The sequence below is a fragment of the Rhizobium leguminosarum bv. trifolii WSM2297 genome, from assembly GCF_000271845.1.
Genome location: NZ_JH719395.1, coordinates 1,349,272 through 1,371,047 on the forward strand (window position 1 = coordinate 1,349,272; position 21,776 = coordinate 1,371,047).

Annotated in this window: 18 protein-coding genes; 11 read left to right on the plus strand and 7 right to left on the minus strand. The window is 60.2% G+C overall.

What is annotated here, in order from left to right; all coding sequences use genetic code 11:
* Positions 1 to 306: 306 nt before the first annotated feature.
* From RLEG4DRAFT_RS21915 to RLEG4DRAFT_RS21930, 4 genes are all read right to left on the minus strand, one after another.
* Positions 307 to 684: a hypothetical protein gene (locus RLEG4DRAFT_RS21915; RefSeq protein ID WP_003579988.1), complete on the minus strand. Its 378-nt coding sequence runs from the start codon at positions 682 to 684 to the stop codon at positions 307 to 309.
* Between the two features lie 92 nt (positions 685 to 776).
* Positions 777 to 1,166, minus strand: a complete 390-nt coding sequence (locus RLEG4DRAFT_RS21920) for a hypothetical protein (protein WP_003579989.1) — start codon at positions 1,164 to 1,166, stop codon at positions 777 to 779.
* A gap of 149 nt (positions 1,167 to 1,315) precedes the next feature.
* Positions 1,316 to 1,753, minus strand: a complete 438-nt coding sequence (locus RLEG4DRAFT_RS47130; RefSeq protein ID WP_003579990.1) for a DUF982 domain-containing protein — start codon at positions 1,751 to 1,753, stop codon at positions 1,316 to 1,318.
* A 229-nt stretch (positions 1,754 to 1,982) separates the two neighbouring features.
* Positions 1,983 to 2,324 (minus strand): hypothetical protein, encoded by a 342-nt coding sequence (locus RLEG4DRAFT_RS21930; RefSeq protein WP_003579992.1) that lies wholly within the window; start codon positions 2,322 to 2,324, stop codon positions 1,983 to 1,985.
* 223 nt (positions 2,325 to 2,547) lie between these two features.
* Here RLEG4DRAFT_RS21930 and uvrB point away from each other — a divergent pair, with 223 nt between their 5' ends.
* Positions 2,548 to 5,589 carry an excinuclease ABC subunit UvrB gene (gene uvrB, locus RLEG4DRAFT_RS21935; RefSeq protein ID WP_003579994.1) on the plus strand — a complete coding sequence of 1,014 codons (3,042 nt, stop codon included), beginning with the start codon at positions 2,548 to 2,550 and terminating at the stop codon, positions 5,587 to 5,589.
* 70 nt (positions 5,590 to 5,659) lie between these two features.
* Here uvrB and RLEG4DRAFT_RS21940 read toward each other — a convergent pair whose 3' ends face one another.
* Positions 5,660 to 6,358, minus strand: coding sequence for a hypothetical protein (locus tag RLEG4DRAFT_RS21940; protein ID WP_003579996.1), 699 nt, complete (start codon positions 6,356 to 6,358; stop codon positions 5,660 to 5,662).
* A 116-nt stretch (positions 6,359 to 6,474) separates the two neighbouring features.
* Entirely contained in the window at positions 6,475 to 7,197 is a 723-nt protein-coding gene (locus tag RLEG4DRAFT_RS21945; protein ID WP_003579998.1) for an SOS response-associated peptidase, read from the minus strand.
* 249 nt (positions 7,198 to 7,446) lie between these two features.
* Between RLEG4DRAFT_RS21945 and RLEG4DRAFT_RS21950 the strand changes: the two genes are divergently transcribed.
* The 7 genes from RLEG4DRAFT_RS21950 to dusA all read left to right on the plus strand — a co-directional run bounded on the left by RLEG4DRAFT_RS21950 (position 7,447) and on the right by dusA (position 18,529).
* Positions 7,447 to 7,833: a GNAT family N-acetyltransferase gene (locus RLEG4DRAFT_RS21950; RefSeq protein ID WP_003580000.1), complete on the plus strand. Its 387-nt coding sequence runs from the start codon at positions 7,447 to 7,449 to the stop codon at positions 7,831 to 7,833.
* Positions 7,834 to 8,227: 394 nt separating this feature from the next.
* Positions 8,228 to 11,146 carry a calcium-binding protein gene (locus RLEG4DRAFT_RS47135; RefSeq protein WP_003580002.1) on the plus strand — a complete coding sequence of 973 codons (2,919 nt, stop codon included), beginning with the start codon at positions 8,228 to 8,230 and terminating at the stop codon, positions 11,144 to 11,146.
* The gene (locus tag RLEG4DRAFT_RS52980; RefSeq protein ID WP_003580004.1) at positions 11,143 to 12,150 is read left to right on the plus strand and encodes a hypothetical protein; all 1,008 of its coding nucleotides are present in this window, start codon (positions 11,143 to 11,145) and stop codon (positions 12,148 to 12,150) included. The genes RLEG4DRAFT_RS47135 and RLEG4DRAFT_RS52980 overlap by 4 nt, the downstream gene beginning before the upstream one ends.
* A 237-nt stretch (positions 12,151 to 12,387) precedes the next feature.
* Entirely contained in the window at positions 12,388 to 15,684 is a 3,297-nt protein-coding gene (locus RLEG4DRAFT_RS21965) for a metal-binding protein (RefSeq protein ID WP_003580006.1), read from the plus strand.
* Positions 15,685 to 15,903: 219 nt separating this feature from the next.
* Positions 15,904 to 16,371 (plus strand): DUF3828 domain-containing protein, encoded by a 468-nt coding sequence (locus RLEG4DRAFT_RS21970; RefSeq protein WP_003580008.1) that lies wholly within the window; start codon positions 15,904 to 15,906, stop codon positions 16,369 to 16,371.
* 758 nt (positions 16,372 to 17,129) lie between these two features.
* Positions 17,130 to 17,342 carry a cold-shock protein gene (locus RLEG4DRAFT_RS21975; RefSeq protein ID WP_003540801.1) on the plus strand — a complete coding sequence of 71 codons (213 nt, stop codon included), beginning with the start codon at positions 17,130 to 17,132 and terminating at the stop codon, positions 17,340 to 17,342.
* Between the two features lie 185 nt (positions 17,343 to 17,527).
* Positions 17,528 to 18,529, plus strand: a complete 1,002-nt coding sequence (gene dusA, locus RLEG4DRAFT_RS21980) for a tRNA dihydrouridine(20/20a) synthase DusA (RefSeq protein WP_003580010.1) — start codon at positions 17,528 to 17,530, stop codon at positions 18,527 to 18,529.
* 18 nt (positions 18,530 to 18,547) lie between these two features.
* Here the strand turns inward: dusA and RLEG4DRAFT_RS21985 are convergent, their stop codons facing one another.
* The gene (locus RLEG4DRAFT_RS21985) at positions 18,548 to 19,507 is read right to left on the minus strand and encodes a S1C family serine protease (protein WP_003580012.1); all 960 of its coding nucleotides are present in this window, start codon (positions 19,505 to 19,507) and stop codon (positions 18,548 to 18,550) included.
* Positions 19,508 to 20,098: 591 nt separating this feature from the next.
* Here RLEG4DRAFT_RS21985 and RLEG4DRAFT_RS21995 point away from each other — a divergent pair.
* From RLEG4DRAFT_RS21995 to RLEG4DRAFT_RS22000, 3 genes are all read left to right on the plus strand, one after another.
* Positions 20,099 to 20,935 carry an alpha/beta fold hydrolase gene (locus RLEG4DRAFT_RS21995; protein ID WP_003580014.1) on the plus strand — a complete coding sequence of 279 codons (837 nt, stop codon included), beginning with the start codon at positions 20,099 to 20,101 and terminating at the stop codon, positions 20,933 to 20,935.
* 111 nt (positions 20,936 to 21,046) lie between these two features.
* Complete coding sequence (locus tag RLEG4DRAFT_RS39005; protein ID WP_085061919.1) at positions 21,047 to 21,280, plus strand: hypothetical protein; 234 nt, start codon at positions 21,047 to 21,049, stop codon at positions 21,278 to 21,280.
* Positions 21,281 to 21,469: 189 nt separating this feature from the next.
* A complete protein-coding gene (locus tag RLEG4DRAFT_RS22000) occupies positions 21,470 to 21,679 on the plus strand; it encodes a hypothetical protein (RefSeq protein WP_003580016.1) in 210 nt (69 codons plus the stop codon).
* Positions 21,680 to 21,776 lie beyond the last annotated feature (97 nt).

The following is a 21,776-nucleotide window of genomic DNA, read 5'->3' on the forward strand; positions in this document are numbered from 1 at the left end:
ATGGAGCAACGCTGCGGACGCTGAGAGCGCATCGCCCTTGGCGGAGACCGCCTACACCACTCCGGCAAGGACAACCCGCCGCTCGAAATCCTGTTCTGCCCGGCCTGCGCCTGCAAAAGACGGCTACGGCCGCATGGCCGTCAACCAGCGGCTACCCCCCGGAACTCGTCGCCGACCTGCCGATCCACCATTTCGATCGCCCAACACATTCGACGACAACCCCTCAACGGGCGCTGCGTGACGGATCTGTAGTTTTTGACGGCATCAGGAAGGGGACCGGCGAGATTGGCAAAAGCCCGCCTCTGCTCAGAACTTCATGCTAATCAATTCCGGAAAATCATAGTATCGCAGCCGCTTATCGTGGCAGCGAGAGTCGTTCTTTTTCAGGTACAGTATCATGTTGTGTTGCAAGCCCAGGCCGATATAGGACCAGTTTGGATTGCTACGTTCCGTCGTACGCGTGCAATAAGCATAGATCTGCTTTTCCGGATTAAGCAGAACCACGCTGGAAATCTCGGCCTTTACGAAGTTCCCCGATTTAATGGTTCCCCGCAGAGCGTCGACGTACTCGCGTTTAATTGCATTGGAAGGCGGCCGCTGGGAATCCGCAACGGATTGCGGCACCGGAGTTTGGCATCCGGCCAGTGCCAGCAGGGCAGCGCAGGCAAGGAATTTAATCTTCATTCAATTGCAGCTCCTGGATCTAGGTCGAAGGATCGGATTTTCGAATGGCGAGGGCTGCAAACAGCGAGTATCGTGCCGCCCTCGCCCCTTCGTCAGGTTTTCATCCCGTTCATCTCAGGAAACGGGTAGTAACGCAGCCGCTTGTCGTGGCAGCGATCGTCGTTCACCGTCGCGCCCAGGATTTGGCCATCTGTGAAGGAGACGCCGAGATAGGCCCAGTCGCCCCAGCCGCGCTTGGGCACTATCCGCACACAATAAGCATAGATCTTCTTCTCGGGATCGAGCAGCACGACGCTCGAAATCCGGGCCCAAACGACTTCTCCCGCTTCGTGTCTGTAAGTTCTCTTGAAGACAATGTTGACGAAGTTCTGCCGGACGTCATTCGAGGGAGGGCGCTGGGAATCTGCAACGGATTGTGACACGGGGGCGTTGCAGCCGGCTAACATCAGCAAGGCAGCGAAAGCAAGAAGTTTTATTCTCATTCAGTCGGATCTCCAAAGAATCGGAGCGTGAAAAACGCTGCGCATTCCTACAAACACAGCGGGAATATTATTTGCAATACATGAGTATGAATATTGTTGACGCGGCGCAGGTGGCCGCGTGACGGGTGAATACGGCTGCGTCGCTTCCTCTATACCGGCGAGTTTGAAACGGGACTTCCGGCCCCCGTCTGATCATCATCGTCGATCGCCACGCCGGCTTCCAGCGCCGCAAGGATGAAAGCCTGCCGCACCGTCTCGGCCGGCATGCGCCCGGCAAGCCAGGCACGGCAGAAATCGATCGCCCGCTGCTGATGGACGCCGCCATTGACCGGCCAGTCGGAGACAAGTGCGTAGAGCGCATCCTGCGGTGAGCGGAGAACCAGCCGTTCGCCGGTATCAAGATCGATCGAGATCGGTTTCTTCCAGAAGGCGGAATGGTCACTAATGGCAGGAGCACCTGAGCTGGAGTGAAAGAAACGAAATGCGAGGTGGCAATTTCGGTTCCAGCACAGATTCGTGACGCATCTTTGCCGGTCATGTAGCTGCAGGAAGCGACGCTGCGGCATGTTCTTCGAGGCTAGCACCATGGGTTGCGCGCCTCAGATGGCGGGCGTCGGAGTGCCACGCGCTATAGAGACGTTGGAGGAGACAAGCGTTTTGCATCCGCCCGCTGCTGCGCACCGCCTCGCGCCAGCGACCAGGAGAGCCTTATCAGGCCGCCTTATCATCCTGCCCAACCACATTCCTGGAATATGACGGCGCCCAGGGCGAATTGCGCAACCTGGACGCAAAGTGACCCCTCGTAAACCCCGTCCGTCAGCCGGGCAACTTGCAGCCCTTGCTCATGCCGGCGGACTGCATGGCGGAAACCTTGCCCTTGGAAACGGCAACGTCGCCTTCCTTGTCCCCTCCGGCAACGCTGCCGATCGGGACGCCGACGAGGAAGACCCCGAAGGCATCGCCGTTCGCAGCGCTGATCTGCTGCTTCGACAGGCCGTCGAGTTTGACCTGCTCCTTCTTGAGTTCGACTGCGAGCGCCTGGCAGCTGAGGTTGGTATAGGCCGCCATCGGAATATCGGCCTGCACGATGGCGTCAGGACGTTTGGCGCAACTGGCCAGCGCCGCTGCCGCCGCGAATGCGATAATGATCTTGTTCATGAATGGTCCCCAATTCCCGCAGTAGCTGTACCACTGCCGCGCGCAGTGCGGGAGGCGACATATCCTTCAACCACAGACTTTTATTCCGGCAAAACTTGAACCCGGCAAAATGGAATAATGCCCCGCAACGGCCGCATTGTTGCGAAAATCCGAACGATTCATTCGTTTCCCTTTTGTACTCTTCCCTCTTCCCTTTCGTGCTGACTCTCTCCATATTCGCGCCATGGCCAAATCTCCGAAGAAATCCCCCGCCTCGAATGGTTTCGAAGAAGCCCCTCAATCGTCCTTCGAGGGCGCTCCCCTGTCAGGCTCCGTTGCCGATTGGGTGAAGCAGCTGGAGGCCGATGCCGAGGCGGCGGGCGTCGAGTCGCAGAGCGAAATCGCCTCCAAGGCCGGCAAGCACCGCAAGAAGGTGGAGAACGAGGCGCGCAAGCATTCCGAGGCCGTCAGCGTCAACAACAAGGCAACGGCGAGCAAGAGCGCCCGCGGCACCTCGATGGGCGGCTCGACCGACCCGAAGACCCGCGCCGCCGCCGGGCTCAATCCTGTGGCCGGTATGAATACGACGCTGGAGGAGGCCTCTTCGCTGCAGGCAGGCACCGCCGTCACCGCCACCGTCGAGGCGCTGTCGGCGCTGATCGAGAGCGGCAACCCGCTGCACAAGAACGGCAAGATCTGGATGCCGCACCGCCCTGCCCGGCCGGAGAAATCCGAAGGCGGCATCCAGATCCGCATGCAGTCGGATTACGAGCCGGCCGGCGACCAACCGACAGCCATCCGCGATCTCGTCGAGGGCCTGGAGAATGGCGACCGCAGCCAGGTGCTGCTCGGCGTCACCGGCTCCGGCAAGACTTTCACCATGGCCAAGGTGATCGAGGCGACGCAGCGCCCGGCCGTCATTCTGGCGCCGAACAAGACGCTGGCTGCCCAGCTCTATTCCGAATTCAAGAACTTCTTCCCCGACAATGCGGTGGAATATTTCGTTTCCTACTATGATTATTACCAGCCGGAAGCCTATGTGCCGCGCTCCGACACCTATATCGAGAAGGAAAGCTCGATCAACGAGCAGATCGACCGCATGCGCCACTCGGCGACGCGTTCGCTGCTCGAACGCGACGACTGCATCATCGTCGCCTCGGTCTCCTGCATCTATGGTATCGGCTCGGTCGAGACCTACACGGCGATGACCTTCCAGATGTCGGTCGGCGATCGGCTGGACCAGCGCCAGCTGCTGGCCGATCTCGTGGCCCAGCAATATAAGCGCCGCGACATGGATTTCACCCGTGGCTCCTTCCGGGTGCGCGGCGACACGATCGAGCTCTTCCCCGCCCACTTGGAAGACGCGGCCTGGCGCATCTCGATGTTCGGCGACGAGATCGACGCCATCACCGAGTTCGATCCGCTCACCGGCCAGAAGGTCGGCGATTTGAAATCAGTAAAGATCTACGCCAATTCGCACTATGTCACGCCGCGCCCGACGCTGAACGGCGCCATCAAGTCGATCAAGGAAGAGCTGCGGCTGCGCCTGGCCGAGCTTGAGAAGGCCGGCCGCCTGCTGGAGGCCCAGCGCTTGGAGCAGCGCACCCGCTACGATATAGAAATGCTCGAAGCCACAGGTTCCTGCCAGGGCATCGAGAACTATTCGCGCTACCTCACCGGCCGCGACCCCGGCGATCCGCCGCCGACCCTGTTCGAATATATCCCCGATAACGCCCTCGTCTTCATCGACGAAAGCCATGTCACCGTGCCGCAGATCGGCGGCATGTACCGGGGCGACTTCCGCCGTAAGGCAACGCTGGCCGAATACGGCTTCCGCCTGCCCTCCTGCATGGACAACCGGCCGCTGCGCTTCGAGGAATGGGACGCCATGCGCCCCGACACCATCGCCGTTTCAGCCACCCCGGGCGGCTGGGAGATGGAACAGTCCGGCGGCGTCTTCGCCGAACAGGTGATCCGCCCGACAGGCCTGATCGACCCACCGGTAGAGGTCCGCTCGGCCCGCAGCCAGGTCGACGACGTGCTCGGCGAAATCCGCGAGACTGCGGCCAAGGGTTACCGCACCCTCTGCACCGTGCTGACCAAGCGCATGGCCGAGGACCTGACCGAATATCTGCATGAACAGGGCGTGCGCGTCCGCTACATGCACAGCGACATCGACACGCTTGAACGTATCGAGATCCTCCGCGATCTCCGCCTCGGCGCCTTCGACGTGCTCGTCGGCATCAACCTGCTGCGCGAGGGCCTCGACATTCCCGAATGCGGCTTCGTCGCAATTCTCGACGCCGACAAGGAAGGTTTCCTGCGCTCCGAGACATCGCTGATCCAGACGATCGGCCGCGCCGCGCGTAACGTCGACGGCAAGGTCATCCTCTATGCCGACCAGATCACCGGCTCGATGAAGCGCGCCATGGAGGAAACCGGCCGCCGCCGCGAAAAGCAGATGGTCTATAACGCCGAGCACGGCATCACCCCGGAATCCGTCAAGGCCAGGATCTCCGACATCCTCGACAGCGTCTACGAACGCGATCACGTCCGCGCCGATATCTCGGGCGTGTCGGGCAAGGGCTTCGCCGATGGCGGCAACCTCGTCGGCAACAACCTGCAGACCCATCTCAACGCGCTCGAAAAGGGCATGCGCGACGCCGCCGCCGACCTCGACTTCGAAAAGGCCGCCCGCCTCCGCGACGAAATCAAACGCCTGAAGGCCGCCGAACTGGCGGTCATGGACGACCCGATGGCGAGAGAAGAAGCGAAGGCCATGGAAGGCGTCAGACGGAACGCCAAAGCGACCCGCGAATCCCTTCTCCCCACCGGGGGTCCGGAGGACGGGTCGAGACAAGCGGCTCGACCCGGGTCGGTGCCCGGCAGGGCGAATGAGGGGGCCACACCCTCCTACTTCTCAAGACCCAGCCTCGACGACATGGGCCCGGGCACAGACACCACCACGCCCCTCTTCCGCAAACCCCATCTCGACGATATGGGCCGCGACATCGCCGAACCCGCCAAGAAGAGCCTGTTCCGCAAAAACGACCTCGACGAAATGACCGTCGGCCGCACGGAAAAGCCGATCATTGGCCACCTGCCGGAAAAGCCCGATGCCGCCAAGGGAACGAAGCGGTTTTCGCCACTGCTCGAAGGCCAGCCGGAACGCGATGATGTACGACCGGTGGTCAGAGGGAAGACAGGCGTGGGGAGCTACGAGGACCCAGGCGAGCAGAAGCGCAAGGGGCGGACGAAGGGGAAGACTGGGCGGCCGGGACGGTAAGGCGAATGCGGCGCTGAGTGACGGAGCCCACTCCGCAGATTACCAACGCAGCGAACGACCCTACCCACTTTCACCCAAAACCGGTCCTCCCCGTCCCCGCCACCAGCGCAAAGTAAATCCGCTCCACCCGACAGGCCGCACTCCTGGCGCTCGCCTCATACCCCGCCGCCGGCCATCCGCGTCGAGGGCTGCCGTCGGCGGCGATCAGCCAGTACCAGCGTTCGTCCGACCCCGTCAGATCGATCTTGAAGATCCGCCCCATGCAGGCATCGCCGTAGAAGCCGATGAAATCGTCGCCGGGCTTCTCCTTCCACGAGTGACGCCATCTCCCCCGCGGCGTCTCACCGCTGATGACCATCTCCCAGCTCTTCCAGCCGTTATAATCCGATTGTGCCGTCAGCGAGCCGTCATAGAGTTTCGGCTCGATCTGCAGGCAGCCTTCCAGAAACTCCGCGACCGAGTTGCAAACGGTGCTCCACGCCTCGTCACTGTGCCAGGTCAGCTTGTACGCCAACTCATCGGAGACATTCTTCAAGGCTGCAGCCACGGCGGAGGCGACGCCTTCCCTGCTCGCCGGTTCGCCGCGCAGCCTGATGCGGACATAGGTGCAGAGAAAATCTGCGGTATCCCGGGCGATCGGTTCGATGACATGGAGCTTTCGGCGCTTGCCGACCTCATAGCCGCCGAAATCCCGGATGCGACGCTGAGGCTGTTTGCGAAGGGCATTGTTGAGGAACGACCTGAGAAGCGTTCCGATATTGTCTTGCATGCGTTTCCTCTCCTCGCGAGGATGTCTCTGCCGCATGGTTTCGTGTATGGCTCCGCCCGAGCCGGTAAAATCAGAGCAATTCCGGCGAATTGCCATACGCTTTTGCCGGCATTGCTCTAGATCAGCGTCGGTTCCGGATCGTCCTCGACCTCTTCGATGATCTCCGGCCTGTCATTCTTAGGAGAGCCGACATCCCGGCCGATCTTCCACATCGTCATCAGCTCTGCCGGGAAAGGTTTCATGAGATCGTTCGGGTCCGGTTCAGGTGACAGCCACCGCTCGTAATCCGCGCGATGCAGGATCACCGGCATGCGGTCATGAATCACAGCCATCATCTCGTTCGGCTCACAGGTGACGACGGCGAAGTTGCGGATGGACACGCCCTTCTCATCCGTCCACGTCTCCCGGACGCCGGCGAGCGCAAAAGGCGACCCGTCCGTCATGGCGATGGCATAGGGCTGCTTGTTCTTGCCGTTCCCGTGAATGTCCTTCCATTCGAAGAAGCCATTGATCGGAATGAGGCAGCGCCGCGACCGGTATGCCGAACGGAACATGCCGTTGGAAGCGATGGTCTCACAGCGGATGTTGACCGGCGGCGGCCGGCCGCCCGGCTTGGCCCAGGACGGCATCAGACCCCAGCGCGCGGTGACGAATATGGGGCCGGACGTATCGGGTTCGCGCACGATATCCCTGATGATAATAGGATAATCCTGCGATGGCGCTCCATTCCAGCGGGGGAAGCGATTTCCCAGCCCGTCGATATCCCCGCCCTTCACCGCAAAGGCGAAATTGCTGATCAATTCTTCAAGCGAGGTTTTAACGAAGATGCGTCCGCACATCGTGCTCTCTGTCGATGGAGTATTAGATGTTCCGATTATGTTCTCGACAGCGATGTCGTCAACCAAGCGTCAGTTGTGCCCGTTCAGAAATGCCTCTTCGCGGGCCTCGAATGAAGGGGAGAAGGGGGCGCCCTCGTGTTGAGACCAAGAGAATGGCCAGAACCAGCGATCGATCCCATTGCGAAGCAAGCGGAATTGGCAGAAAAACACGTCCGGCAAGCGACGCGACAATCGAATCGGAAATCACCCATGCCCGAACTTCGCATCGACCCCTTCCCCTCCGCCGCCGAACTCAACGCCCTCTGGTCGGCCGCCTGGAGCACGCCTAAAGCACCGGATTTCTCCCGCATTCTGTCCCGCAGCCTTGCCCATATCGGCGCCTATCACGACGACAGACTCGTCGGCTTCGTCAACGTCGCCTGGGATGGCGGCATTCATGCCTTCATCCTCGACCCCTCAGTTCATCCCGCCATGCGCCGCCAGGGAATTGCGACGCGGTTGGTCAGGGAAGCGACGAGAGTTGCGCGGGAGCGCGGCGCTGAGTGGCTGCATGTCGATTTCGAGCCGCACCTGACCGGCTTCTACCGCTCCTGCGGATTTACCGCTACCACGGCGGGTCTCATCAAGCTTGCATGAGAGCTCTCACTGGAAGCCGTGCTTAAACGGCAGGCGCCACGCCCGTCATCACACGGGTAGCGACGCCGATGGTCAGGCGCCGACGCGCAATGCCAATGCGCGCCAAGCGACTACAGTTTTTCACGCTTATACCGCGAGCTTATGCCCGCACAGGACGGGTATGAATTAAAAGACTAAAATACGACTTTTGGTTTGCAAATTCAAAGTGTTTCCCCAGTATTTCAGCCTTACTTTTTCGTTAAAAAACCAAGAAAAAATCACAATTTTTCATTGAAAACTTCATTAATGGTTGGCATAGATCCCCGAAGGGTTGTCGTCCGCTGAGCCAATAAACAGTTCTTTCGGGGATTTCTCATTTTTCAGAGTAAAACGCATCTTTGGGGAAGATTAAAATATGGCCTTGAACATTCTGGATACGAACGGCGACACAATTAACAACACCGGCACTGAATTCGAAGCCTATGACGTTATCCGCTACTCTGAAGCCAATCCTTCCGAAACTGTCTCTCTCACCGTCTCAGATTCCTCCGCGGCAGATCTGGCCGACGAGCTGGGCTCGGTATCCGCCAACGTGACCGGCTCGAGCGGCGACAACACGATCACGACAGGTGCCGGCAACGACACCATCTCAGGCGGCGACGGCGCGGACACGCTGAACGGCGGCGCTGGCGACGACACGATCTACGGCAATGCCGGCAACGACAAATTGATCGGCGGTGACGGCAACGATAGTATCACCGACGGTGGTTTTGGCTTTTTGACCGGACCTGATGGCAGCCCCCAGCCAGAAGTCGTTGACATTGACGGCGGCGACGGCGACGATTTGATAACCATTGAGAGATTCGCTCCGCTGATATCGGGAACGATCGATGGCGGTGCCGGGGTCGACATGTTGCGTGCCTCGGCGCTCCGGGGCTTGACGATCAAGAACGTCGAAGTGCTTGAATTGGCTGATTTTCAGGTTAGCGGTTCGAGTGCACAGTTCGAAAGCTTTGATAAGATCGCCAGATCGACCGATCCAGTCTTCAGTTTTGCCCCCTCACTGGTAGTGACGGATAGCGCCCACCTCGATCTTTCCGACGAACTGGGAGATCTCGGGACCCTTGTCCGCGGCTTCTCCGGCATTGACGTCAAAACCGGCGACGGCGACGATGAGTTTGCCGGCAGTAACGTCAACGACATTTTCGACGGCAGCGGCGGTAGCGATCTCATCAATGGCAACGACGGCGATGATAAACTGACCGGCGGCGCCGGCAATGACACCATTAATGGCGGCGCGGGCATCGACACGGCTGCATTCACAGGCAATTTCGCTGATTACTCCTTCGCCGTCGACGATGGCAGCCGCGTCGTGACGAGCGTGCTTGATGGTACGGATAGACTGACAGACATCGAATTGGCGCGCTTTGCCGATGGCGTCTACGACTTCGCGACGGAAACCTTCATGGTCAACAGCACCGAGCCGGGCACCCCGCTGAATATCCTGGACACCAACGGCGCCACGATTACCAAGACCGGCGCGGAGTTCGAAGCCTACGATCTCATCCGCGACTCCGAAATCAATCCTCTCGTTGCGGCTCACCTGGTCATCTCGGATTCCGGGACGGTAGACCTTTCCGACGAACTGGGCTCGGGCGCAGCAGATGTCACGGGCTCAGGCGGGGATAATGTGATCACAACAGGCGCAGGCAATGACACCATCGCAGGCGGCGACGGCGCAGATACGCTGGACGGCGGTGCCGGAAATGATTGGATCAATGGTGGAGTTGGCAATGACACACTGAATGGCGGCGACGGCAATGACCACATCTCTGGCGACGTCGGGAACGACGTGATCAGAGGCGGTGCAGGCAACGATACAATCGACGATGGTGAGCTTTTCGGCTTAGGTCCGGAAGTCATTGACATCAACGCGGGCGACGGCAACGATTCTATAAGCGTAGGGACATTGGCTCCGCTGAATTCCGGAATGATTGATGGCGGCGATGGGATCGATACGCTGCAAGCCGCTTCGCTCCGGGGCCTGACGCTCAAAAACATCGAAGTCCTTGAGACGGCAGGATGGTCGGTCGCCGGATCGAGCGCACAGTTCGAAAGCTTCGATAAAATCGTCTGGTCGACCGATCCGTTTGGCGATTTTCCCGCCGCGGTGACACTGACGGACAGCGCTCACCTCGATCTCGCCGACGAGTTGGGAGATCTAGGAGCGTTCGTCGACGGCGATGCAGTCGGCATTGACGTCAAGACCGGCGGCGGTGACGATGAGTTTACGGGCACCGACGGCAACGACATTTTCGACGGCAGCGGCGGCAACGACATCCTCATTGGCAATGCCGGCGATGACAAATTGATCGGCGGCGCTGGCAACGACACCATTAATGGCGGCGCGGGCATCGACACGGCCTTGTTCGCAGGCAATTTCGCCGACTATTCCTTTGCGTTGAACAATGGCGACTACATCCCGACAAGTGTTGCGGAGGGGACGGATACGCTGACAGGCGTCGAATTCGCCCGCTTTGCCAACGGCTCCTACGATTTCGCCACGGAAAGCTTCACAAGCAGCGATACCCAACCGAATGTGCCTTTGAATATCCTCGATACATATGGCTTCATAACGACCATGACCGGCGCTGAGTTCGAAGCCTACGATGTCATCCGCAACTCACCAACCGATCCTCTCGCCCCCGTCATTCTGTTCCTTTCAGATTCCGGGACGGTAGACCTTTCCGATGAACTGGGCTCGGCCGTCGCAGATGTGACCGACTTCGGCGGAGGCGATTCGATCATCACCACAGGCGCAGGCAGCGATAAAATCGCGGGCGGTTACGGCGCAGACACGCTGAGCGGCGGCGGCGGAAACGATTGGATTCATGGGGGAGATGGCAACGACACTCTGAATGGTGGTGACGGGAGTGATTTGCTCACGGGAGGAGATGGCAATGATATTCTAAATGGCGGTGACGGCAGTGACCAGCTCTCGGGCAACGTCGGGAATGACGTCATCAGGGGCGGCGCGGGCAACGATTTTATCTCCGATGGTGAACTGTTCGATGTTGCCCCTGAGGTCTACGACATCGATGCGGGCGACGGCGACGATTCCATAACTATACAACGATATGATCCAGTGGTTTCCGGAACCGTCGATGGCGGCGCCGGGATTGATACCTTGCAAGCCTCCACGCTGACAGGCCTCACCATCAAGAACATCGAAACTCTTCAAACGGTTGGCCATTTGGTTGATGGTCGAGCGCGCAGTTCGAAAACTTTGATGAGATCGATTCATTCGACGATTCTCGCCCCTCATTGGCCGTGACGGATGGCACCCATCTCGATCTTTCCGACGAGCTGGGGGATCGCGGCGCTTTCGTTACCGGCTATGCCTCTGGCATCGACGTCAAGACCGGCGGCGGCGCCGACGAGTTTGTCGGCACCAACGGCAACGACATTTTCGACGGCAGTGGCGGCAACGACCTTTTCAATGGCCGTACCGGCGACGACAAATTGATCGGCGGCGCCGGCATCGACACCGCGATCTTTTCAGGCAATTTCGCCAATTATTCCCTGGCTTTGAACAATGGCGATCACATCCTGACCAGCGCCGAGGAAGGAACCGATACGCTGACAGGCATCGAATTCGCGCGTTTTGCCGATGGCGTCTACGATTTCGCCACGGAAACATTCAAATTCAACAATACCGCGCCCACGGATATCAAGCTCTCGAAAACCGCCCTCTCGGAGGACACGCCGATCTGGACGACGGCCGGACTGCTCAGCGCCAAGGACGCCGATGGCGACGCCCTCACCTACACGCTGCTCGATGGCGCGGGCGACCACTTCCGTCTGAAGGGCAACCGCATCGTCACCTCGAAGGCGCTGGACTACGAGACGGACAAGTCGCACACGATCAAGGTTGCCGTCTCCGACGGCAGGGTCACGGTCGAAAAGGACATCACCATCAACGTCCTCGACGTCAACGAAGTCCCGGTTAACAAGGCGCCGATCAATCTCGCCTTCTCGCGCAGCTCGATCTCCGAGAATGTCGCGATCGGCACCTCGGTCGGCCTGCTTACGGCACGCGATCCGGAGGGCGGCATGGTGAAATGGCGGCTGACGGACGATGCGGACGGCACCTTCAAGCTGGTAGGCAACAAGATCCAGACCAAGGCCGCCATCGACTTCGAGAACACGCACAGCCTGACCTTTACCGCCGAGGCCTATGATGCGGCAGGCAACATCACCAGCCACGATTTCACGCTTGCCGTGAAGGACATCTTCGAGCCGGCGTCTTCCAGCCTGCTGCACGACGCTTTGATCTAACCTCGACACCGCCATTGCGGGGGACGCAGACCTGCGTCCCCTCGGACGCGGAATGCACCCGAATGGCTCAATGAAATCAGCAGCGCCGGAAATTGAGCCGGCGCGCCCACTTAAACCAGCACCATGCTCACGGTGCTGCGAGCTTCCAACCTGCGGCTGCCGAACCTCCGAATGAGGCCACCGTCCCGTCATCCGTTCTTGTAAAATTACAACGCATCTTTTGGGGAAAGTTAAAATATGGCCTTGAATATTCTGGACACGAATGGCGCCACCATTACCAGGACCGGCGCTGAGTTCGAAGCCTACGACGTCATCCGCCACTCTGAAGCCGCTCCCCTCGTCACCGTCAGCCTCGCCGTTTCAGATTCCGGCGTGGCAGATCTGGCCGACGAGTTAGGCTCCGTAGCGGTCAACGTGACGGGCTCGAGCGGCGACAACACGATCACCACGGGCGCAGGCAACGACATCATATTGGGTGGCGACGGCGCAGACACGCTGAGCGGCAGCGCCGGAAACGACACGATCTATGGCGGAGTTGGCAATGACACGCTGAATGGCGGCGACGGCGATGACAGGCTCTTCGGCGACGCTGGCAATGACGTCATCAAGGGCGGTGCAGGTGACGATGTAATTGTCGACGAAGGTTATACCAACGACGTCTTCAATATTGATGCAGGTGAGGGCAAGGACCTTGTGTCGTTGTCACAGGGTTTTACCAGTACGCCATCCGGAAAAGTCGATGGCGGCCCCGGAGTCGACACACTGCAAGCCAACAACCTCAGCGGCTTGACGATCAAAAGCTTCGAAATCCTAGACACACACGGATTCGATGTTGTCGGATCGGCCGCGCAGTTCGAAAGCTTCGAGAAGATTATTCCCGGCACGGTCGGTCCCTCCCCCACCACCACCTTGCGGTTGACAGACGGCGCACATGTCGACCTCTCGCAGGAGCTAGGCCCCGGCCTGATCTACATTTCTCCTGACAATTACGCCACAGGTATCGACGTCACGACCGGCGGCACCAGAGATTACCTGACCGGGTTAGGCGGAAATGACATCCTCGACGGCGGCGCCGGTGACGACCACGTCTGGGGCAATGAGGGAGATGACCGGTTGACTGGTGGGGCCGGCAACGACACCATCGAAGGCGGCAACGGAAACGACGTCATCAGGGGCGGCATCGGCAACGACAAGATCGTCGATGGTCAAATTACTGGCTCCAACCCCGAAGCATTCGACATTGATGCTGGCGACGGCAATGACACCGTGATCTTGCAGAACGACAACAGCGGGATTTCCGGAATAGTCGACGGCGGCGCAGGCACTGACAAGCTGCAAGCCGGCATGCTGACTGGCCTGACAATCAAGAACTTTGAAATCCTTGATACGGGAGTGTGGGCTACCGGCTCGGCGGCACAGTTCGAAAGCTTCGACAAGATCACAAACACAGATAATCCGGCCAATACCGTCCTCATGCGAGTGACCGACGGCGCCCATCTGGATCTTTCCGACGAACTGGGAAGCCGCAAAGTCCAAATCGTCGGCATTGGCTCCAGCATGGACGTGACTACGGGTGGCGGCGACGACCGCCTGGGCGGCACTGCTGGTAACGACACTTTGGACGGCGGAGACGGCAATGACGGGCTGTCCGGCGGTCTCGGCAATGACATCCTCAAGGGCGGTGCGGGCAACGACAATATCAGCGATGGTAGCGGTATTTTGAGCAACGTCCAAGAGGCCTTCAATATCGATGCCGGAAGTGGCAATGACACCGTGGTTTTGGATGTGGGTCGCTGGGCACAATTGTCGGGGACGGTCGATGGCGGCGCCGACACTGACACACTCAAGGCAACGGACTTCGGAGCGTTGACGATCAAGAACTTCGAAATCCTCGACACGCTGGGGCGCGAAGTCACAGGATCGTCCGCGCAGTTCGAAAGCTTCGATAAGATCGTCAGCTCGACCGGGTCGACCGAGCAGTTTCCCATAAGGCTGGTATTGACGGACAGCGTTCATCTCGATCTTTCCGACGAGCTGGCAAACAATTGGGCCACCGTCGGCAGCGCGGGCTCCGCCATTGACGTCAAGACCGGCGGCGGCGACGACCATCTATACGGCGCCACTAGCAATGACACCTTGGACGGCGGCGCCGGCAATGACACGATCTATGGTAATGCCGGCAATGACAAGTTGATCGGCGGCGCGGGCAACGACGCGATCTTCGACGGCGACAATGTTTCCACCGCCCCTGAGACTTTCGATATTGACGCCGGCGACGGCAATGATGCCATCAACCTGCGATCACACTCTTCGGCGCTCTCCGGATCAATCGATGGCGGCGCCGGCACGGACACGTTGCGCGTGATCGAACCCACATTAGACCCCGGGGAGGAATTCATCGGGCTTGCCGGCCTGGTGATTAAAAACGTCGAAATTCTCGAAACGGCAGGAGCCGAGGTTCTCGCTTCGGCTGCTCAGTTCGAAAGCTTCGACAAGATTGTCAAATATGACAAGCCAGGTTATGAGAATGATGTCATCGCATTGACATTGACGGACAGCGCCCATGCCGATCTCTCCGACGAGTTGGCAAACCGCAACGTCGACATCTTCGGTACCGCCTTCGGCATCGACGTCAAGACCGGCGGCGGCGATGATTACTTCTTCGGAACTGACGGCAACGACAGATTTGAGGGCGGCGCCGGCAATGACGTGCTGTTTGGCGGCACCGGCATCGATACGGCGGTTTTCTCCGACAAATTCGCCAATTATTCCTTTGCGCTTAACAGCGGCAGCCACGTCCTGACAAGCGTCCTGGAGGGCAAGGATACGCTGAACGACGTCGAATTCGCGCGCTTTGCCGATGGCATCTACGATTTCGCCAAGGGAACGTTCACGCCCGACGGCGCCAATTCCGCGCCGACCAACATTCAGCTTTCGAAAACTTCCCTGTTGGAGAACACCCCGATCTGGACCACGGTCGGACTGCTCAGCGCCAAGGACGCCGACGGCGACGTCCTCACCTACAAACTCATCGACGGGGCCGACGATCACTTCCGCCTGAATGGCAATCGCATCGTCACCTCCAAGGCTTTGGACTACGAGACGGCCAAGTCGCACACGATCAAGGTGGCGGTCTCCGACGGCAAAGTCACGGTCGAAAAGGACATCACGATCAGCGTCCTCGACGTCAACGAAGCCCCGGTTAACAAGGCGCCGATCAACCTGACCTTCTCACGCAGCTCGATCTCCGAGAATGTCGCGATCGGCACATCGGTCGGTCTTCTCTCAGCCGTCGATCCGGAAGGCGGTGCGGTGAAATGGCGGCTGACCGACGATGCGGACGGCGCCTTCAAGCTGGTCGGCAACAAGATTCAGACCAAGGCTGCGATCGACTTCGAGAGCACCCACAGCCTGACCTTCACTGCCGAGGCCTATGACGCGGCTGGCAACATCACCAGCCACGATTTCACCCTGGCCGTGAAGGACGTCTTCGAGCCGTCGATTTCGGCCCTGTCGCATGAAGCGCTGATCTAACCGCAATATGATCGCCGGTGGAGGCAGTTACGCACCACCGGCGGGCCTTCCTGTCTAGCAGTCCCACCGGCCGAACTTTCCTGGTCATCGCCCGGCAGACACCAGCTTGAGACGGCGAGGCCGCCCAGCGGCCGCTCCCGAACAGCCCTATCCCAAAATGCATCTCCACCTTGACGCCCGTTTCGGATATGATTCTTCGCTCATCGGAGGAGAGCCTGCATGCGTCTGCCCACATTCATCCTCGCCTTTGCCGTGACAGCGCTCGCAGCCTTGCCCGCATCGGCAGAGACCTACAAGGCGCCGAAGGCGCTGCTCAAGGCGCTCTATAGTTACAACACCGACAACAGCGATGCCGAGGCGCCCTCTCCCTATTCGATCTTTTTCTCCGACCATCTGAACGAGCTCCTCCAGGCCGATCTCGACAATACGCCCGAGGGCGAGGTCGGCGCGATCGACTTCGATCCGGTCATCGCGGGCCAGGACGGCACGGCGAGCGACGTCAGGATCGGCCAGCCGATCCTGCTCGACGACAAGGCCGAGGTGGAGGTGCAGTTCGAAAACGGCGACGAGGTGACGCTCTTCTACACCCTGGTCAAGGAGCATGGCGGCTGGAAGGTCGACGACATCGCCAATCAGAAAGGGGACAATCCCTGGAGCCTGAGCGCGTTGCTGGGGAATGAGCAGTAGGCGGGGGCCTTGGGTGCCCTCCCGCGACGAGGATAGAGCGGGCAATTGCACTAGGCGTACAATAAAGCCGCAGCGCCAAAGAGAGCCCTCATGGTGAGGAGGCCCAAGGGGCCGTCTCGAACCACGAGGGCGGGCGCGGAAGCTCCTTACCTGCATCCCACAAAGCCCCATGGAGAATCGAAGGAAATGGCGCCGGTGGCCGCCCCCGTCCTTCGAGGCTTCGCCCTGCGGGCTACGCACCTCAGGATGAGGGCGGAGCAAAGACGGCACGAGGAATACGGGAGGCAGACTCTGCGATCGCTTCACGATGAGGGCTGATCGGTGTGCCCTGCCGCTCCGTCCGTAACTTCTCAAAGCCCATGCCCGGCTATCGAATCCGCCGCCTCATCCCATTTCGGCACGGAATCCCACTATGGCACAGCCGTGCAAGGAACCGCTAACTTTTCCTCAAGTATCTGAATCTTCGGCATTTCCCGGCATCGATGCAGGCATGCCAAAATAATCCCGCTTGCTTTTTGCCCGAAAAGCTGGCACCAATTCACCTACTCGGGCATTTGCATGCCGGTGACTGGACTGATGTGGTAATCCCTTCCGTTTGGAAGGCGGCGCGGGACTACCCGCCTACGTAGACGTTCTTTCCCCGTACGTGACTTCTCCGACTGACCCTTCGTCCCAATCGATCGGGGCGAAAGCTAAAGCCGTCCGCTTCCTCTCGGGGGCGCGGATACTACACAGACTAAGGGAAAAGGACGATCCCAATGGCCACCAAGGGCACCGTAAAATTCTTCAACCAGGACAAGGGTTTTGGTTTCATCACGCCGGACGGCGGCGCTAAGGACGTTTTCGTCCATATCTCTGCGCTGCAGGCTTCTGGCATCCAGTCGCTGCGCGAAGGCCAGCAGGTTACCTTCGACACCGAGCCGGACCGCATGGGCAAGGGCCCGAAGGCCGTCAACATCTCGGCTTCGTAAGTCAGATTTCCGCTTCGGCGGCATGAACGGCGCTCCGCGAGGGGCGCCGTTTCTGTTTGCGGCATGAACGTCATTTGTCGATCGCACCGCCAGATGTTATATGCGCCCTGAAGAGATGATCCTGCCCCGCGGCGGTGCGCAGCACCCATCGCGGCGCCCAGAGAACCACGAATAACGGAACGTCGATGACGCAGAAGAGCCCGATTTTTGCGGTCGCCCCGATGATCGACTGGACGGATCGGCATTGCCGCTATTTCCATCGTCAGATCAGCGGGCAGGCGCTGCTCTATACCGAGATGGTGGTGGCCGATGCGATCATCCACGGTCCGCGCGACCGGCTGCTCGGCCACGACGCCGCCGAGCATCCGCTGGCGCTGCAACTCGGCGGATCTGACCCGGCAAAGCTTGCCGAGGCGGTGAAGATCGCCGAACCCTATGGTTATGACGAGATCAACCTCAATGTCGGCTGCCCCTCCGATCGCGTGCAGTCGGGCACCTTCGGCGCCTGCCTGATGCTGACGCCGAAGACGGTGGCCGAATGCATTGCGGCCATGAAGGCCGTCGCGACCGTGCCGGTCACGGTGAAATGCCGCATCGGCGTTGACGAGCAGGAGCCGGAACAGGCGCTGCCGGAGCTGATCACCCACGTTCTGGATGCCGGCGCCGACGCGATCTGGATCCATGCCCGCAAGGCCTGGCTGAAGGGCCTGAGCCCCAAGGAAAACCGTGAGATCCCGCCGCTCGATTATGAGATCGTCTATCGGATGAAGCAGCGCTGGCCCAATGTCGTCATCGGTATCAATGGCGGTGTTCGCACGCTGGATGAAGCCGCAGCCCATCTGGAACATGTCGACGGCGTCATGCTCGGCCGCGCCGCCTACCAGAATGCCGCGATCCTTGCCGAGGTCGATCAGCGCTTCTTCGGTGCGCCGGCGGCCGAACCGGATTGGGAAGGGCTGCGCGATCGGATGATGGCCTATGCCGAACGCCACATCGCGGGCGGCGGCCGGCTGCAGCACGTCGCCCGCCACATGGTCGGCCTCTTCACCGGCCTGCCCGGCGCCCGGCGCTACCGCCAGATCCTCTCGACCGACGCGACGAAAAGCGGTGCCGGGCCGGAGGTGCTGGCTGCGGCCTTTGCCGCTGTGGATTTTTCGGGGACGGAGCAGGAAGCGGTCAGCGCCTGACGTTGGGTGATGTCCTTGTCATGACGACCGCGCCATCGGCAGCAGGCTCTTCTTCTCGATCCGGCCCGCCACCGAAAACACCAGGATTTCCGTCTCTTTGTCGATCCGGCTGCCATCCATCAATCGGACGATATCATCGACGCCGCCGACCGGACTGCCGTCGATGGCGAGGATATAATCGCCCTCCTGCAGCCCTCCCTTTGCCGCCGGCCCTTCCGGCTCGACGCGGCGGATACGGACGGACGTCGTCTGCACCGTGCCCGCCGCGAGCGCCACCCGGCGCGGCAGCACGATGGTGTCGCCAGCGATGCCGATAAAGGCACGCCTCACCTGCCCGTAGCGGAGGATTTCCGAGACGACGAAATTGGCGGTGTTCGACGCCACGGCAAAGGCGATGCTCTGCGCGCCCTGGATGACGGCGGTGTTGACGCCAATAACCTCCCCGCTGGAAGACACCAGCGGCCCGCCTGAATTGCCGGGATTGAGCGCCGCATCGGTCTGGATGACATCTTCCATCAGCCGACCGCTGGCCGCCCGCATCGACCGGCCGAGCGCCGAAAGGATGCCGGCGGTGACTGTCCATTCGAAGCCGAGCGGGTTTCCGATCGCGATGGCGATATGGCCCCGGCGCAAGCGCTGGGAATCTCCGAGTTTCGCCCAGGCGCCGGTGCTTGAATTGGCGCGAATGAGGGCGATATCGGTATCGACATCGCGGCCGAGCACGCGGCCCTCGGTGACGACGCCATCGGGCGTGGTGATGCGAACGACCTTGGCATCGTCGACAACGTGACTGTTGGTGATGATCAAACCGTCAGGCGAGATGGCGAAGCCCGAACCATGCCCCTGCCGGCCTCCCGCCCTCTCGATCCGGCTGACCGCCGGCCCGACGATGTCGACGGCTGCTGCGATCGATTGCGAATAGGCATCGATCAGCGCCCCGTCATTCTGAGGCACTATCTTCTTGTCCATGTAACCCATGATCTGATCCTCACGCGGCAGCAACGGCCGTCCCGCCGCCGGCGAAGCGGCCGCGGTTGCGGCGGTTCGCCATGCTGATGTTGTGTAGGGATTAGATGGTTGGGCGATGAACCGCGTTCAAGGGAGCAAGGAGGCGTCCGGCAATGCAGGCGGCAACAACGTGATCACACCTGCCCGGAAAGATATATCGAACTATCCGCAGAGCCATATTGAACGAATATTAGAAAAATGGCTCATTACAGACATTCGCCGTCAGATCAGCCACCCCGCCAGGCCAAGATCCACCCGGGTGACGAGCGGCTGAGACCGGAGATCAGAAAGAATGTGCAGCGCGAAGCAGCCATGCCAGCAACGCCATCCCGCCGCCTCATGGAAGATCGGAGCACTGACCCAGCAAACCTCTGTCATATCAATACAATAGAAAGAGGAATTCAATATCGAAATCAGCATGCCGCAAGCCGAGTGATCCCTCAGCTGCGACCTTCCTACCCCGGCCCTCCGGGGCAAACAGCGCTCGCGGTCCTACCAATTCTGCGGGCAACAGCCCAAACTTTCGACCGCATAAACCCAACCCCACCAAGGAACCACAACATGAGCAAAGTCACCACCAAGGACGGCGTCGAGATCTTCTACAAGGATTGGGGGCCGAAGACCGCCCAGCCGATCATGTTCCATCACGGCTGGCCGCTATGTTCCGACGACTGGGACGCCCAGATGCTGTTCTTCCTCGAAAAGGGCTTCCGGGTCGTCGCCCATGACCGGCGCGGCCACGGCCGCTCCACCCAGGTGGGCGACGGGCACGACATGGATCATTACGCCGCCGATGCCGCAGCCGTCGTCGAGCATCTCGATCTCAGGAACACCGTCCATGTTGGCCACTCCACCGGCGGCGGCGAAGCGACCCATTATGTCGCCCGCTATGGCCAGCCGCAGGGCCGCGTCGCCAAGCTCGTCATCATCGGCGCCGTGCCGCCCATCATGGTGAAAACGGAGGCCAATCCCGGCGGTCTGCCGATCGAAGTCTTCGACGGCCTGCGCGCGCAGCTCGCCGCAAACCGCGCGCAGTTCTATTACGATCTGCCGGCCGGCCCGTTCTACAGCTTCAACCGGCCCGGCGCGAAGGTGATGCAGCCGGTCATCAACAATTGGTGGCGCCAGGGCATGATCGGCGGTGCCAAGGCGCATTACGACGGCATCAAGGCCTTCTCGGAAACCGATTTCACCGAAGACCTGAAGATCATCACCGTGCCGACATTCGTCATGCACGGTGACGATGACCAGATCGTGCCGATCGCCGACTCCGCTCTGCTTTCATCCAAGCTGCTGCAGAACGGCACGCTGAAGGTCTATGAGAAACTCCCGCACGGCATGTGCACCACCCATGCCGACATCATCAACCCCGACATCCTCGCCTTCATCAAGGGCTGACCGATCAATCCGCCGGGCGCCGATCAGGTGCCCGGCGGCCGCATCACCGGCGCGGCGAAATCATCAACCGCCGGCTTCAGCAAACGGGTGCGATCGGGTTAGGCCGATCGATTGGCCGGTTACGCATTTTCTCATGAAACCGTTTTCGCCGATTTGCGTTTAGCGGCCATGAAAAGAGAACGTGAACCCTCATCAAAGGCTTACCGGCAGGATCGTTTCGAAAATACCGAGCGAGCCGCCAAGGAAACCATCGAGGCTGAGCAGCGGGCTCGCCGGGAGAAAACCAAGCGGCTGAAAGAACTGCGCCTGTCGCAGCAAAGCGGCAAGGACCCCGCAACCCGGTAGATCTCACGCTCTCGGTCCGGCCGACGCGCCCACGATCTCGTGCCTGCCGCGTTTCCCTCGTTCATATTTTTTCGGGGCGCCCCCTGAATTGTTTTGACTTCGGACGTTCGTCCACCTTGCAGATCAGAGATCGCGAAATTATCTTTTTTTCACTGTAGCGATTCACGGCATCGAAAAGGGCCGATTGCGATGTCAGACAAGCTGTTCAGCACGCGCGACGAACCGCTCGCATCCGAAGACCTCGATGTGTGCAGGCGTGTACACGAAGCCCTCTGCAACGGGCTGAATATCGACAGATCGGGCGCGGAAGCCGACCGCCTTGGCGCTCTGATCATCGAGCTTTACCGCCAAGGTGTGCATGACGAGAACCAGCTTCGATTGCTGGCCGGCGGTAGGTGATCCGCTAACGCGCCATCCGCCTTGCCCTCGAATTCAACATATCCTCCAGTCTCCCCGCAGGGACGCGCCCCTGCGTCGTCCCGGCGGCCAAGCTCCA